The sequence below is a fragment of the Candidatus Schekmanbacteria bacterium RIFCSPLOWO2_02_FULL_38_14 genome (assembly GCA_001790855.1).
Classification (GTDB): Bacteria; Schekmanbacteria; GWA2-38-11; order GWA2-38-11; family GWA2-38-11; genus 2-02-FULL-38-14-A.
The window spans coordinates 30,937-47,155 of the sequence record MGDH01000036.1 but is presented as its reverse complement, the minus strand read 5'-3'; the positions used below and the strand labels follow the sequence as shown (position 1 = coordinate 47,155).

The following is a 16,219-nucleotide window of genomic DNA, read 5'->3' as shown; positions in this document are numbered from 1 at the left end:
TTTAAGGTTTGGATTGAACTTTAGACTTCAGCACATGACATTGTTTGCAAGCGTTCTTCTTTTAATCATAACCGGCATGCCTGAGAAATTTCATGAAGCCGGCATAAGTTCCTTTATTATAAATTCACTGGGAGGAATAAAGGTTATCACTATTCTCCACAGGATGGGCGCAATAGGCCTGACAATAATGTTTGCATATCACTGTGTGATTTATACTCTTTTTTTCAGGCAGGGAAGAAATGATTTTATTGAACTCATTCCAAAACCAAAGGACTTTTTTGATGTAATAAAGATGATAAAATATTTCTTTGGTTATTCAGGTGAAAGACCAAAATTTGGAAGATTTTCATACATTGAAAAATTTGACTACTGGGCAGTTTACTGGGGTTGTATTGTAATGATAGGCTCAGGGATAATTATGTGGTTTGAAATTAATTCAATTAATTTATTTGGAAAGTTTGTTGTTGATATTGCAAAAGAGGCGCACAGCGATGAAGGATTGCTCTGTGCCCTAGCAATTCTTATATGGCATTTTTATAATGTCCACCTGAACCCCAGAGTATTTCCAATGAGCTGGGTATGGTGGAATGGAAGGTTGACAAAAGAAGAAATGCTGGAGGAACATCCGCTGGAGTATGAGAGGATAATGAAAAAGAGAGAGGCGAAAGGTTAAGCGTTCGGGGTTTAAAATCCAAATTTCAAAATTCAAATGCCAAATGAAGTCCAAAATCCAAAGAAGAAAACATTATTGGTATCTGAACTTTATTTGATTTTGAGCTTTGGAATTCATTTGAACTTTGAGCTTTGGAATTTGAACTTCTTTTGGACGCAGGCTAAAGCCTGCGGCTACCCACAGGAATTTTGAAAAGATTATGGTTAACAGTATAAAAAAAATCGGCAATGGTATCTGGCAGAGGAAGAGGAAGATAATTCTTATTATTTCAGGGTTAATAGCTTTTGCAATAGCTCTGAATATTTTTGTTTTTTACAGGACAAAAAACCCAACATTTTGTCTCAACTGTCATTATATGAAACCATATTATGAGCAATGGAAGACATCTTCCCATAAAAATGTCAGTTGCATGAAGTGCCACGAATATAATAGTTTTAAGATGCTGGTTTCAACAATAAAGTATTTTGCAAATTCTTATAATCCAAGGCCAAGGACAGAAATTCCGAGCAGTAATTGCCTTCAGTCGGGATGCCATGAGACAAAAATGCTGCCCGGTAAAATAAAATTTAAAGGAAAGATTGAGTTTGACCATAAACAACATTTAAGCGGCATTAAGAGAGGAAAAATGCTCAGATGCACGAGCTGCCATTCACAGATAGTTCAGGGAAGCCATATTGATGTTACAAGCGAGGTTTGCTTTATCTGTCATTTTAAAGGCGCTGCAAAGGGTGAGGCAGTAACAGGATGTCCTTCATGCCATGGAAGCCCAAAGGGAGTTGTTGAACACGGTGGATTTATGGTTGACCTCACACAGTACTTGAGAACAGGAGTTACGTGCAGCAAATGCCATGTGGATGTAGTCAAAGGAGAAGGAAACGCCCCAAAAGAGAAATGCCATTCATGTCATGTTGAAAGAATGGAAAAATATGAGGACCATCAGTTTATACATGATAATCATGTTAAGAAACATGGAATAGACTGCCTCTCTTGCCATACACCAATTGAACACAAAAATGTAAAGATGGTAAAGACTCTTGAGATTTCCTGTGAGGGGTGTCACAGCAAGCTCCATTCAGCACAGAAAGAGATGTATATGGGTGCAACGGGCAGAGGGATTGAAAACATTCCAAGCCGTATGTTTGCTGCACAGGTTGCCTGCGATGGATGCCATACACAGGTTGAAACTGTTAAAGGGACTCATATCCTGGGAGATAAGAGTTTTAAAGCAGACAAAAGGTCGTGTATTGCATGCCATACCACAGGATATGACCAGATGCTTGATGTATGGGAAGCTGAGATAAACAAAATATTAAATGAACTTGGTCCAAGAATTGAAAATGCTGATGGGATAGTTGGTTCTTTTAGAAAAATCAGAAAAGACATCTCAAAGGAAAAGCAGCTTATTGAGAATGCAAAATATAACTACAATTTTGTAAAGGAAGGCAGAGGTGCCCATAATGTAGAATATGCTGTAAAACTTTTAAAGGCATCAAATGATATGATTGATGAAGCAATGAAGATGGTGAATAAGGATTTTACCCCTCCATCAAGAAGCGAGATATTAAAATTCTCTGATGCTTACTGCAATATTATGTGTCACAAGCTTATTAAAACCAGAGAGAAATTTGAATTCCAGGAAATAGATTTTCCCCATAGCCACCACATAAATGATATCGGGCTTGAATGCGTGCAGTGCCATTCATTGAAAGTTCACAAAAAGACTGAAATAAACAAGAAGGGGTGCGTTGGTTGTCATCACGATGATAAAAAAGCCCAGTGTTCGCGCTGCCACAACCTTCAGTACCAGCTTTATTACGGCAATGTTAATAGTTTTAAGAAAAAAGAAAAAAAACCAAGCCTGATGGCACAAGCTGATATTGGCTGCAGCGGATGCCATAATATTGGCAAGGAACATTCAATCAATGTTATGAAAGGGAAATGCGTTGAATGTCATAGCAAGGAATATGGAAATATGTTAGATGATTGGAAAGGGAAAATTTCAAAAATGCTTGGAGAAGTAAAATCATTGATTGATAAAGATGAGCTTGCTCTTATTTTTGCACAGAGAGAAATGGGCAAGGATGTGACAGATGACAAGAAAGTGTTTAATGAAGCTTTAAGCAATTATAATTTAATTCTTAAAGGTAAGGGCGTTCATAACTTTGAATATTCAGAAACTATTTTGAAAGAATCAAAGGCTGTGCTTGACCAGATATGGGAAAAATATGGAGTCAGAGGAAAACGGTAAGAAATTGAAAAATTCTATGACAATTTGTCATCAAAAATAATATTTTGACAAAATAAAAACTAAATAAAAAATTTTTAGATTTTAAATAAAGTTAATAAAAACAGCTAATTAATTCATAAACAGTTGTTTTTATTATTTTTGGCACTAAAATTGCTTTTGACAGTTTCTGATTTGCATGATAGTTCTACGAGTAGGATATCGCAAAGAAAAATATAATATTTATAGGTGAAAATTAGTAATGAACGAAAAAATATTAATAATTGATAATGATGAAAAAAGTTGCGAGACCTTAAAAATCAGGCTCGAGGGAGAGGGTTACGATGTAATCATTTCTCGCAGTGCAGTAGATGGTTTGAGAAAGGTAAAGGATGAATCTCCAGCCATAGTAATCCTTGATTATCACATACCTGACAGAAACAGCATTGAAGTATTAAATGAGATAAGACAGAAATTTCCCAATTCATTTGTAATAGTTACATCAGGGCAGGGGATTGAGGAATCGGCTGTTGAGTTGATAAAGGCTGGCGCCTCAGATTATTTTGTTAAACCATTAAGTTTAAATAAATTTGTAAATATAGTCAAAAGGCTCTCAGAAGAACGTGAGTCTTTAATCGAGAAAAGAGAGAAATCAAAAGCAAAATGGAGAAGGTTTTTTGAGTATATTGGAGTTCATTTCCCTGTTGATAAAAAAGATGTGATGCATTTTTCTCCAAGGATTTATTATTTCCTTGGCACCTGTCTCTTGGTAGTAATTGTTTTTTTTATTACATTTATTGAATTCAGCACAAGCTCCTACTTCTGCAGATCCTGTCATATCATGAGGCCATATTACAATGCCTGGAAAACCTCAAAACATAATACGGTTCCATGCGTTGATTGTCATTACCCTCCGGGATTCAGGGAAGAGGTCAAGGGGAAATTTCAGGCGGCAACCCAGGTAGTAAAATGGGTAACAGGAACTTACAGCACAAAACCATATGCTGAGATAGAAGATGCTTCCTGCCTCAGAAAGGGATGCCATTCAACAAGGCTTCTGACAGGAAAAGTAATATTCAAGCAAGGAATAATTTTTGACCATACAGTCCATTTAACTAAAATGAGAAGGGGTAAGAAGTTAAGATGCACCTCATGCCATTCGCAGATTGTCCAGGGTACACACATTGCAGTTACAGAGAACAGCTGTTTTGTCTGCCATTTTAAAGGAATAAATGAAGACAAAAATCTCCTTGAAACCCAGGCAAGGTGTACTCTTTGCCACGAAGTTCCTAAACGAGATATTAAATTTCAGAATATAACTTACAATCACAAGGATTTTGTTGGAAGGGGAGTTCCCTGCCAGAAATGTCATCTTGATGCAATAAGAGGCAATGGAGATGTTCCACAGGAATTTTGCGTTGTCTGCCATGGAGAGCCTGAAAAGCTTGCAAGGTATAAAGATGTGGAATTTATGCATCTAAAACATGTTACAGAAAGAAATGTTGAGTGTACTAGGTGTCATCTTGAAATTAAACACTCAGTTCGCACAAGTATGGAACCTCTGGATTACAGCTGTGATATTTGCCACAAGTCAAAACATCTGGGAGAGAAGCAGATGTATATGGGAGTTGGAGGTAAAGGGATAGAGCCGATACCAAGCCCAATGTTTACTGCACAGGTTGATTGCATAGGCTGTCATGTAACAGAGGCTTTGAAGGAAAAAGCGCAGGGAGGTGTCTTTGACGGGTTTACCTTGAAGCCGTCAGAGCAGGGGTGTATTTCATGCCATGGAAAAGATTACAAAGGGATGTTAGATGAGTGGAAAAATGCAATAAAAAGTTCTCTGACTAATCTTGAACCGACCCTGAAAAGAGTTGAGAGTATGGCGGAGCTAATTGATAAAAACAATCCTAAATTTGCAGAAGTATTCAATTTTTTAAATGATGCAAGGTATAACTATGATTTCGTTAAATACGCAAAGGGCGTTCATAATGTTGATTATGCGGATGCTCTGCTTCGCAAGTCAATGGAGAACTTGAACAAGGCTGAAGGGATTTTTAAAGGCAGGAAGCAATAAGTATATATTTGACAAAAGAATTTGCATTTTGTCTTTGAGTGGAGCGAGTTTGTTAGGGTAGGGGAGGAATACGAATAGGGATGGTTGAGAATTATGCTATATTATAAGACTGCGATATGACAAACCTTTAAACTTTTTATAAAAAAGGAGGGTTGCAGCTTGGAAGAAAAAGCAAAAAAAGAAGAGTTGCCTGTTTTAATGAGACGAAGGACTTTTCTTGATTACTGTATAGGCGGAGGAGTTACTGCATGGGCAGTATTGACGGCTTATACAGGTCTCGCATTTTTATGGCCCACCAAGAGCTCAACAACAGAAGAAGGTTCTGAGGGAACCACAATTGCCCTGTCTGAAATACCTGTTGGGAACGCATCAAAAATAAGTTATAAAGGGAAGCCAACAATTGTAGTGCATACACAGGAAGGAGTTTTTGCCTTGTCAGCAATATGCCCCCATTTAGGATGCCTTGTTAACTGGCATCCCGATGAAAAGCAGATTGCATGCCCGTGCCACGCAGCAAAGTTTGATTTGCGAGGTAATGTCCTTGGAGGTCCATCGCCAGGACCACTTGAAAGTTATAAAGCAGAAATAATTAATGACCAGATTAAAATAGGTTAGGAGGTGTAAATTAAACCATGGAAGAAAAAGAAAGTAAAAAAGACGAGAAAAAGAGTTTGGCTGCCCGTACAAGCTTCAGGGAAATACTTAACCTTCTAACTCTTACAGGCTTTGTATATGGTCCGCTGGATGAACGTCTGAGCATCAAGGAGGCTTTGGAAAAAAATTTAAAGAAACCTGTGCCGCACCATGTTAATTTCTCATTCTGCCTTGGAGGAATGACCTTTTTCCTGTTTTTAGTTCAGGCTTTTACAGGGGTGCTGCTTCTGATGTATTACCGCGCTACAACAGCAGAGGCTTACAAAAGCGTTGTCCATATTACAAACAATGTTCCATTTGGATGGCTTTTCAGGGATATACATCACTGGGCATCAAACCTGATGATAGTTACTGTTTTTCTTCATATGCTAAGAGTTTTTTTTTACGGGGCATATAAACCACCAAGAGATTTTAACTGGGTTACAGGTGTTGTTCTTTTAACACTGACTCTGACTTTTGGGTTTACAGGATATCTGCTTCCATGGAATCAGGTTTCTTACTGGGCAACAACGGTTGGAACTGAAGTGCCGAGTGCAATGCCGATTTTCGGGAATCTTCTTAAAATTTTGATACGCGGGGGTGCTGATGTAACGCAGGTTACTCTAACAAGATTTTTTGCAATCCATGTTGCGATTTTGCCTCCTGTGATAAGCGCAGTTCTGGGAATGCACTTCATAATGATAAGAAAGCAGGGGATTTCAGGGCCATTGTGATTAACAGTGAATAGAGAAGAGTTTTTAGTTTTTGTAAAGTTTTCTGTTTGTAATTTAAACCATTGGGGTGATTAAAATGAGTGATAAATTAAATGAATCTAAAGAAAAATGGGAAGAAGAAGGGATTCCATTTTTCCCGAATCACTTGCTCAAAGAAGTTATAGTTGCCTTTATGCTTATAGCGCTGCTTCTTACCCTGGCAACATATTACCCTGCTCCAATGGAGCCTCCTGCAGACCCATTTACAACTCCGGAACATATTAAACCTGAGTGGTACTTTCTTGCTGCATACCAGGGTTTAAAGGCTGCAGAATATCTTGATTTTTTAGGGCAGTGGGCTCCAAAAGTACTCGGAGTTTTCGCTCAGGGACTCGTCATGTTGCTTCTTGTTATTTTTCCCTTTGTTGACAGAAATCCTGAAAGAAATCCAAGAAAAAGGAAATTTATAATATTTTTAGGAATTGCAGGGATGATAGGATTTATAATTCTTACTATATGGGGATATGTGTCTTAAAAAATAAAAATCAAAGACCAAAAATCAAAAGTTGAAAGTCAGAGATTAAGAAAAATATATGGATTTTAAAAAAAAGACTTTATTGTTAATAAAAAATGTTATTGATTGTTACCTTTTGGACTTAACTGAAAGGGATAAAAGATGTTAAAAATTGCAAAGTTATTATTGCTGTCATTTGTTATCGTTACTGGAACGGTTTTTTTATGTTATGCGGTTGAAGATAGTGGTTGTGTCAACTGCCACAGAGGGCAGGATGGAGAACTCCGTCTGCCGGTAACCTTGTGGGAGGGGAGTGTTCATAAACAGGCAGGGGTCAGCTGCCACGACTGCCACGGTGGAAATTCAAAAATAATGGATGATACTGACAAGTCAATGTTTGATGTAGCAGGCTTCCTTGGTACTCCTGACAAAAAAAAGGTTCCTGAATTATGCGCAAAATGCCATTCCGACATTGGCAGGATGAGAAGATATAATTTAAGAACAGACCAGTTTGAACTTTACAAATCAAGCGTTCATGGCAAGAAACTTTATGGCGAGGGGGATGTGAATGTAGCTGTATGTTCAAGTTGTCACGGGGCACATGACATAAAAAAAGTGAATGACCCCAATTCCCATATTTATCATACAAATGTTCCTGATACCTGTGGTAAATGCCATGCTGATAAAAAGCTTATGGATAAATATGGAATCCCTTCCAACCAGCTTTCACTGTTTAAAGAAGGCTACCACGGACAGATTTTATACGGAAAGATTCAAGGAAAAAATCCATCTCTTGTTCCTAATTGCGCAACCTGCCACGGGATACACGGAGCTACACCACCGGGCGTAAAAGAGACTGCTGATGTCTGTGGCAACTGTCACTCAACAATTCTCTCTTACTTCAAAGAGGGTCCTCATTATGAGGCTTTACAAAAATCAGGTGGGCCAAAATGCTATGACTGCCATGACAATCACAGGAATAGAATGCTTACAGCAGAGGTGTTTCAGGGCAGCGAGGCAGGCCACTGCGGAGAATGCCACGCCGACAGAGATACAATTGACATTGCCAAAGAAATTCATGAATTGATTCTTGATACAAAAGATAACCTTGACAGGGCTGAGAAAGCGATGAAGGGAATTGAAAATTCTGGAAGGAATATGCAGGATATGGAAGATCTTTTTAATCAGGCTAAAACTTTCTATACTGAACTTGGCCCTCTTACACACGCTTTATCTCCAAAAAGGATTAATGAAATAAACGTGAAGGTAACAACAAATACTGATAAGATTCAAAAATTAACAGCGGATTTTAATAAAAATCTGGAGCAGAGAAAGAAAAACCTTGTATATTTTCTTATAATAATCTTTGCCATACTGCTAATGCTTTACCTGAAATACCGTGAAGTAAGCCTTGAACTGGAATCTAAAAAATAGTTATGAGTGAGCTATAGAGCCTATCTCTGCCAAGACTTGTGTTCTGTGGTTTGTTGCCCGGCGTGTTGCGAGAGACAAGGGACAATCCACGGACATTTTTTTGTAAGGAAGTAAGAATGATTGATGGCTATTGATAAAGAAAAGGAAAAGACTGAAGTCAGATATAGTATGGTTATAGATCTGAGGCGGTGTATTGGATGCCACAGCTGTTCTGTTGCGTGTAAGAGCGAAAATGATGTTCCTCTCAGCGTTTTCAGGTCATGGGTCAAAATCATAGAAAAGGGGAAGTATCCAAATGTGAGCAGATCCTTTCTTCCTTCTCTCTGTAACAACTGTGAAAAACCAATATGTGTTCAAAACTGCCCGACAAAGGCATCATATCAGAGGGAAGACGGAATAGTTATGGTAGACCCGCACAAGTGTATAGGATGCAAATACTGTATTGCGTCATGTCCTTATGATGTACGGTTTGTGAACCCAATAAGAAGGATAGTTCAGAAATGTTATTTCTGTAACCACAGGGTTGATGCAGGGATAGCTCCGGCATGTGTTGTAACATGCCTTGGCAGAGCAAGGATATTTGGAAACATCATGGATCCGAAAAGCGAGATTTCAGAGCTTCTTGCCGCAAACCCTATCCAGGTATTAAAACCCGAAATGGCAACTAAACCTCAGGTTTTTTATATAGGAGCTGACCTTGAGGCGATGGATCCAATGAAAGGGAGAGAGTAGAATATGGATGTTAACGTAGTTTATAATACACCTTATGAGATGCCACTCGGTTACTTGATTGCCACATATTTTTACCTGACAGGATTGAGTGCCGGTTCGTTTGTCATATCAGTTATTGCTACTATTGGAGGCAAAGTAGAATACAAGCCATTTGGAAAAATTGGAGCTGTAATTGCGCCAATTCTGCTGATGTTGGCACCTCTGACACTTATAATAGATCTTGAACAACCATTCCGCTTCTGGCATTTGTTTCTTTATCTCAATATGAAGTCTCCAATCACCTATGGAACTTTTCTCCTTTCAGCATATCCTATTAACGGAATAATTTATGCCTGGTATCTTTTTACCGGCAGAGATAAAACAGCAAAGATCCTCGGGATAATCGGAATTCCGCTGGCTCTTGCAACCCACGGTTATACAGGGTTTATTCTTGCTCTCGGAAAGGGAAGAGCACTCTGGAGCACTGCGCTGATGCCAACTCTTTTTATTGTATCTGCCATGGTCTCCGGAATTTCTCTGGTTATATTGCTTGCAATGATCAGAAATACTTATTTCCAAAAAGATAAAACCCCTGCTGAGGTAGAAAAGGATGATGAACTGATAAGGAGTCTGGCAAAATTTCTCGCAGCATTTATTATAGCAGATTTATTCTTAGTCTTTAATGACATTCTTGTGCTTCTTACCTCCACAGAGGAAGCTCTGAGGGTGGCAAAGCTTATTCTTTTTGGAGAGTTTGCAGGGGAATTTTTGCTGGTAGAAATATTCTTTGGCGGTCTTGTGCCACTCTTTATAATATTTAATTCAAAGTTGAATAAATATAAGAGAAACATAGTTGTAGCTTTGGTACTTACTCTCATAGGGGTTTATTCCATGAGAGTTGTGGTGGTAATTGCAGGTCAGAGCCTGCCATTGCATTGATGGAGAAAAGATTAAATGAGTAAGTTTAAAAGAAGGGATTTTTTGAAAATCGGAGTAGCAGGGGGGTCAATACTTTCTGCAAAAAAATATCTTGATTCTTCTCTGAAGGCTGAAGAACTAACTCGCGGAACATCTGTTTCACGTACTACAGGTAGAATCAGAAAGGCTGTAAAAAGCACATGTTTAAACTGCTACGCGAGGTGCGGGCTTTTAGGGTTTGTGGAATATGGAAGACTTGTTAAAGTTGAGGGGAATCAGGACCATCCAAACAGCAAAGGGAGGCTGTGTGCCAAGGGACAGGCAGGGGTTAATCTGGTTTATGACCCTGACCGGATATTATATCCTTTGAAAAGAAGCGGTGCCCGCGGACAGGGAAAATGGAAAAGAATTACCTGGGAGGAAGCATACAATACAATAGCAGACAGGCTTAAGGCAATCAGGGATTCAGGACATCCTGAGGAATTTATTATTCAGAGCGAAAGGGATATAACGACTCAAAACTTTGTAAAGCGATTTATGCACGCTTTTGGTTCTCCAAATGCGCTGGTTCATGCAGATTTGGGCTGGTCCAATAAAAAGGTTTCTCAGCTTTTAACATGGGGGGAGAAAATTGATATAAACGATGTTGCATATACACAATACATGCTGAACTTTGGTTCAAATCCATATGAAGCGCACATCCTGAGGACAAGCTTTGCGCAGAGGATTGCAGAGGGAAGGACAATGAGGCTCTTTGAAGGCAGAGTGCACAGTCCTGCAAAGATTGTTACCTTTGATGTGAGAGTGTCTCAGACTGCAGGAAAGAGCGATGAATGGCATCCAATAAAACCAGGCACAGATGGTATAGTTGCTCTTGCAATGGCTAATGTTATAATGCAGGAAGGCTTATATGATAAAGAATTTTTGGAAAAATGGACTAACTATCCAGTGAATAAACTCAAAGAGCATCTGAGTCAGTACACTCCTGAAGCGGCTGAAAAAGAAAGCGGTGTATCAGCAGCAGAAATTAAAAGAATAGCTTTGGAGTTTGCAGAGACAAAACCTGCAACAACAATTTCTACAGGAGGAGTGACAAAGCACAGGAATGGTACCTACAATGAACGGTGCATTTTTCTGCTGAATGTAATAACCGGTAATATTGATGTTAAAGGCGGTTACTGCATGCCGCGAATATATGAGTTGAATGATTTGGAACCATTGCCGCCAGCACCTTCTATTAAAAGCGAGCTTTCAAATCCATCAAATTTCCCTTTGCTTCAACATGAAGCTTTTTACCAAGTGCTTCCAATGATAAAAGCAGGTAAAGAAAAAGTAAGTCTCTATATGACCTATAACTATAATCCTGTCTACTCCAGCCCGAATTCTTTGGAGATAAGAGATGTATTGAAGGATGAAAGAATAATTCCATTCTATGTAGCGATTGATTCATTCTATTCAGAAAGTACAGCATTAGCTGATATAATCCTTCCAGAAGCTACTTATCTTGAAAGATGGGAAATAGAAACTCCGCCTTCACTTGGCTTTGTGCCACTTATCAGCCTGAGACAACCTGTGGTGAAACCACTCGGAGAAGCAGTATCCCATACTGATATAATGATTGAGCTGGCAAAAAGGATTGGCGGAGGGATGGAGAAGTATTTTAGTTTTAATTCAACAAAGGATTACATAAAATTACAGGCTTCCAAGATAGATAAACTTGCGGAGGCAGGAGGTTTTGAGTACCTGAGAGATAATGGAATCTGGTATGACACAGAGGCTCAGCCTGAATATAAGCAATATGAGAAAAATGGATTCAAAACCCCTTCAGGAAAAATAGAAATTTATTCAAAGCGGATGGAGGAAAAAGGGTTTAATCCATTGCCTGTGTACGAACCTATAGCCGAGCATGCAAAGATGAAGGATAATGAATTTCACCTTGTTACATTCCAGTTGAATGTCCATACACACGGAAAAACTGCAAACTGTATGTGGTTGTCGGAAATAGTGCACGAAAACAAACTCTGGATAAATGCTAATACCGCAAAAAAACTAGGGATTGAAAAAGATGATGAAATAAAAATTGATTCCAGCGTTGGAAGTATTAAAACAAAAGTCTGGCTTACAAATGGAATTCACCCTAATGTGGTTGCCCTTTCTGATAGTTGTGGCCATTGGGAATACGGAAGAATAGCAAAGGCAAAGAAATTTAAGAGCGATGAACTTAATACTGAGTTTATCTGGTGGGAGGAAGACGGGAATGGAGTTCATCCCAATCCTGTTATTCTGGCAGAACCTGACCCGATAGGCGGAAGCCAGGCATGGATGGACACAGTGGTGAGAATTACGAAAGTATAAACTTATAACTAATGACTTGTAACTTATAACTTGAAGAATTAAGTAGCGAGTAGAGAGTAGCAAGTAGCGAGAAAAAATCAGTATTCTGTAGGCTGATAGCTGAAAGCTAAGAGCTAAAATCAAGGAGAAGTGAGTTGGTTGAAAGAGCTATAAGAATTGCGAAGAAATTACCTGAAATGCCTTTTAAATACTGGGTTCTTATTGGAATCTTTGTTATGATTGGCGGGATTGCATCCTTTATTGTGTTGGAGCAATATACTACATCGCAACGTCAATTCTGCATGACATGTCATTATAAGCAGGCTCATTCCGAGTTCTGGAGGTCTTCAAAAGTACATCCTGAAAATGTCAAGTGCCCCCAGTGCCATGCAAAGCCTGATGAGTTTATCCCAAGGGGATATTCAGCCCATTCTGAAAGGGTTAACCCGAACTGCATCAGGTGCCACAAGGATATTCCCAAAACCAATGAGCAGAAAGGCTTTAAAACAAATCCTTTAAATATCAAAATACCTCATAAATTTCATATAGAAGAGGTTGGTGCCAAGTGCACAGACTGCCATAGCAACATAGCCCACGACAAACAGAATCCTACTACTAACCGACCAAAAATGACTACCTGTTTTGACTGTCACGAGGAGGAGGATTCAAAGAAGTCCTGCCTCAAATGCCATTATGACTGGGAAGCTTAGGGGAAGTGAATAGTTGTTAGTGAATAGCGAGTAGGTGAATCGGTGAATAGTTAAGAGTAGCCGCAGAGCCTTGCTCTGCCTCTTTCCTTAAACGTAGAAACAGGTCTTCAGACCTGTTGATTCAAAAAAATAACACACCTGAAGGTGTGTTTCTACAAGCAACAAAAAATATAGATCTGCTTTTCTGAATTCAGTCTGTGTTTTTTTATCTTTCTTATCTTTGTAGTTGCAGGCTCTTAGCCTGCGATTACATTGGAAGAGGCAGAGCAAGGCTCTGCGGTTACTCAATCAAATACAGGCGGGGGAAGGATTGGCGGCTTTTGTTTTTTCTCGGGGCTTCTCTGGAGCTCAATTTCTTTTATTAATACAGTCGGTGCAACTGTTGAGACAGGTATTGTTCCTGACTCGGCACCGCAATAGCCATTAAAAACCTCATAGTCATCAGCTGTGGCTATTATTTTGTCTATACTTATGAGTGGTGTCCCGATCATTTCAACTCCTCTTACAAGGGTTTCTTTTCCTGTATTCACATCAACCTTATAGACAAGCTTTGGTATATTTCTGAAAGCCTGAAAATCCCTTTTCTGTGTGCTTGTGTCTCCTCCCTCAACATCCCTTATTATAAGCCCAAAGGGCTTGTTTTGTTTTTTTGCTTCTTCAATCAGAAGTTTTTTAAGCTCTTCATTGCTGACTGTTTTATTCGAGCGGACTATGAGGTTTCCCATCCTCGCCATAGGGTTATGGTTGGAGCTACTTCTTCCATGACCATTTGAATTAGAAAAACCCTCTATTGGTGTTCTTGAAAGCAGAAAGTTTTTAAGAATACCGTTTTCTATAAGCGTTACTTTACGGGACGGAATTCCTTCTTCATCGAATTTATAGTAACCGTTAAGAGGTATACCTCTGAAGTCCTGAAGCGTAGGGTCATCTTCAACAGTCAGAAATACCGGAATTATTTTTTCTCCTATTCTCCCTTTGAAGGTCTGTCCTTCTTTTTCGCTTTTCTGCCTTTCTCCTTCAAGCCTGTGACCTATTGCTTCGTGAAAAAAAACTCCTGTAGCCTGAGGGGATAAGATTGCAGGACCTGTATAGGGGTCGATGGTTTCAGACTTTCTTAAAAGCAACAGGTCGCTTATTATCTTTTTTATCTCTTCCCGGAGTTTTTCCCGGTTTAAGAACTGCGAGGGGTTTCTGAAGTAAAAGTACTTCGAGTTATCAAGGCTCATTCCATCTTCTGCCCTTGTTTTTGCTGAAATGCCAAGAGAAATAAAAGGTTCCTGGGTGAAAATTTCAGAACCTTCAGAGTTTATAAAATATTTTGAAATCTTTTTAGCCTCAATGGATATTTCTGAATCATATATTTCCCTGTATTTTTTAAATTCCTGACTTTCTTTTCTTACAATGTCTGCCCATTCATCTTTGGGAATCAGGAAGTTCTCTTCTTTGTCAAAAAAGACATATGCTTTTTCTTTTGAGAAATCAGAGATTAATATTTTTTTATCGACCTCAAAGATTTTCTTTCCCTTTTTCTTCAGGTACATTGAAAGGGCTTCCTTGTATTGAAAATCAGAAAGGAGCCAAAGCGCATTCCTGAGAGCATCCTCGTTATTGTCAAGAGGTGCTTCAAGGTAGTTGTATATTTCGTAGTGGTTTGAGTCAGGGTCCCATATAGCATCTTCAGTAGCAGGGTTTGAACTGTCAAAGTCATAGTTTCCTACCCGGATATCTATATCTAAGTTTCTTTTCCTGTCAGCGAAATTTGAATTAATTGCCCCGTATTTTCCGGAAACGCTGAAATCTTCTATATCTCTCATAAGGTAGCTTATAAAGTAGGAACTTTCAAAGTTTTCTGCTTTTAGCTTGTTCGTTGACCTTGAGAGTTCTTTATTCATTATGGAAATAATTTTCTGGGGATCTGTTTCTTTTTTGTCAGCACATATTCCAAAGGACGGAAAGATTAAAACAATACAGACAGCAATCACAAAAAGATAGTTGCGAAAAATCATTTTTTCTCCTGTAAAATATATTGGCTAAAGAATAATTTCAATAAGTTAACATGAAGACAATGGTTAAAAGAAAAAACCATAAATCGACATCACTCATTAGGAGAATTTAGGTTTTATGTCAAGGCATAAAAATATAGAGTTTTTCCCTTGACAAAAGTTTTTTGAATATGATAGCTGAAAGCAACTTTTTGTAGAAAAGATTACACAGATTAAAGAAGGATTCCACAGATGAAATTTTGAGTAATAATCTCAGAGTTTTTGCGGGACAAGAATGTCCCGCCTACCTGCCTGTCGGCAGACAGGTCAATAGGCGGGGTTTTCTAACCCCGCATTTAAAAAAAATAATGAATGAATGAATGATGATAGAGAAGAAAATGATAAGGAAGGCAATGGCCTCTATCGTCAGATGGGTTCTTTAAGCACTATCGGGATAAACCTTGTAGTTGCTACGCTTGTTGGTTTTGCTATGGGCTACTACTTGGATAAGTGGTTTGGAACAAAACCAATATTAATGATAATTTTTACAATTTTTGGCGTGGCTGCGGGGTTTAAAATAATATTTGAGATTATAAATAAAAAATAAGGAAATAGGATAGATGGAGCATTCTGTTGTTTATTTCTTATTGCCATTAAATCCACATATAGCAGAAAAATTCAGGTTTGTATTTCTGGCAGTTTTAGTAACAATCATCCTCACGACCATTTCATTTCTTGTTACACGCAGGCTTGAAACAATACCAAAAGGGAAGCAGAATGTTTTTGAGCTTATAATATCAGCGCTTCTTGATTTTATGAAGGATGTTATGGGACATGAGTCAAGGAGATTTTTCCCTCTCATCGGAAGCCTTGCTTTCTTTATTCTGACATCCAATCTGCTCGGATTGATTCCTGGTTTTGATTCACCGACCGGCAACATAAACACTACAGCTTCCTGTGCAATAGTTGTATTTTTCGCAACCCATTATTACGGGTTTAAAGCGCACGGAATAAAATATATAAAACATTTTACAGGTCCAATAGGATGGCTTGCGCCTCTTATGATACCTATAGAACTAGTAAGCCATATTGTCAGGCCTGTATCGCTGTCAATCCGTTTATTTGGAAACATATTCGGAGGGCACCTGGTGCTTGCAAGCTTTGCAGCCCTTGTTCCTCTTATAGTTCCTCTGCCAATGATGGTGATGGAGATCTTTGTAGCCTTTGTTCAGACAATAGTTTTTATTATGCTGTCAATGATTTATATTTCACTGTCAGTAGAAGAGGCACATTAAA

14 protein-coding genes are annotated in these 16,219 nt (G+C 38.7%); 13 read left to right on the top strand and 1 reads right to left on the bottom strand.

Going from position 1 to position 16,219, the window contains the following annotated elements:
• Positions 1 to 34: 34 nt before the first annotated feature.
• The 11 genes from A3H37_05680 (at position 35) to A3H37_05630 (ending at position 12,941) form a co-directional block, all read left to right on the top strand.
• Entirely contained in the window at positions 35 to 673 is a 639-nt protein-coding gene (locus A3H37_05680; protein ID OGL48632.1) for a hypothetical protein, read from the top strand.
• 199 nt (positions 674 to 872) lie between these two features.
• On the top strand, positions 873 to 2,921 hold the full coding sequence (locus A3H37_05675; protein OGL48564.1) for a hypothetical protein: 2,049 nt from the start codon (positions 873 to 875) through the stop codon (positions 2,919 to 2,921).
• Between the two features lie 238 nt (positions 2,922 to 3,159).
• A complete protein-coding gene (locus A3H37_05670) occupies positions 3,160 to 4,974 on the top strand; it encodes a hypothetical protein (GenBank protein OGL48563.1) in 1,815 nt (604 codons plus the stop codon).
• A 198-nt stretch (positions 4,975 to 5,172) separates the two neighbouring features.
• Positions 5,173 to 5,589, top strand: a complete 417-nt coding sequence (locus tag A3H37_05665; GenBank protein OGL48631.1) for a hypothetical protein — start codon at positions 5,173 to 5,175, stop codon at positions 5,587 to 5,589.
• 83 nt (positions 5,590 to 5,672) lie between these two features.
• Positions 5,673 to 6,341, top strand: a complete 669-nt coding sequence (locus tag A3H37_05660; GenBank protein OGL48630.1) for a cytochrome b6 — start codon at positions 5,673 to 5,675, stop codon at positions 6,339 to 6,341.
• Positions 6,342 to 6,417: 76 nt separating this feature from the next.
• Positions 6,418 to 6,855, top strand: coding sequence for a hypothetical protein (locus tag A3H37_05655; GenBank protein ID OGL48562.1), 438 nt, complete (start codon positions 6,418 to 6,420; stop codon positions 6,853 to 6,855).
• Positions 6,856 to 6,996: 141 nt separating this feature from the next.
• Positions 6,997 to 8,268 carry a hypothetical protein gene (locus A3H37_05650; GenBank protein OGL48561.1) on the top strand — a complete coding sequence of 424 codons (1,272 nt, stop codon included), beginning with the start codon at positions 6,997 to 6,999 and terminating at the stop codon, positions 8,266 to 8,268.
• Between the two features lie 123 nt (positions 8,269 to 8,391).
• On the top strand, positions 8,392 to 9,000 hold the full coding sequence (locus tag A3H37_05645; protein ID OGL48560.1) for a 4Fe-4S ferredoxin: 609 nt from the start codon (positions 8,392 to 8,394) through the stop codon (positions 8,998 to 9,000).
• Between the two features lie 3 nt (positions 9,001 to 9,003).
• The gene (locus tag A3H37_05640) at positions 9,004 to 9,918 is read left to right on the top strand and encodes a hypothetical protein (protein ID OGL48559.1); all 915 of its coding nucleotides are present in this window, start codon (positions 9,004 to 9,006) and stop codon (positions 9,916 to 9,918) included.
• 15 nt (positions 9,919 to 9,933) lie between these two features.
• On the top strand, positions 9,934 to 12,252 hold the full coding sequence (locus A3H37_05635) for a hypothetical protein (GenBank protein ID OGL48558.1): 2,319 nt from the start codon (positions 9,934 to 9,936) through the stop codon (positions 12,250 to 12,252).
• A gap of 134 nt (positions 12,253 to 12,386) precedes the next feature.
• On the top strand, positions 12,387 to 12,941 hold the full coding sequence (locus A3H37_05630) for a hypothetical protein (protein OGL48557.1): 555 nt from the start codon (positions 12,387 to 12,389) through the stop codon (positions 12,939 to 12,941).
• Positions 12,942 to 13,225: 284 nt separating this feature from the next.
• Here A3H37_05630 and A3H37_05625 read toward each other — a convergent pair whose 3' ends face one another.
• A complete protein-coding gene (locus A3H37_05625; protein OGL48556.1) occupies positions 13,226 to 14,947 on the bottom strand; it encodes a hypothetical protein in 1,722 nt (573 codons plus the stop codon).
• Between the two features lie 352 nt (positions 14,948 to 15,299).
• On the opposite strand from A3H37_05625, the gene A3H37_05620 reads away from it, so the two are divergent.
• Both A3H37_05620 and A3H37_05615 read left to right on the top strand, forming a co-directional pair.
• On the top strand, positions 15,300 to 15,530 hold the full coding sequence (locus A3H37_05620; protein ID OGL48555.1) for a hypothetical protein: 231 nt from the start codon (positions 15,300 to 15,302) through the stop codon (positions 15,528 to 15,530).
• A 13-nt stretch (positions 15,531 to 15,543) separates the two neighbouring features.
• Positions 15,544 to 16,218 carry an ATP synthase F0 subunit A gene (locus tag A3H37_05615; GenBank protein ID OGL48554.1) on the top strand — a complete coding sequence of 225 codons (675 nt, stop codon included), beginning with the start codon at positions 15,544 to 15,546 and terminating at the stop codon, positions 16,216 to 16,218.
• Position 16,219 lies beyond the last annotated feature (1 nt).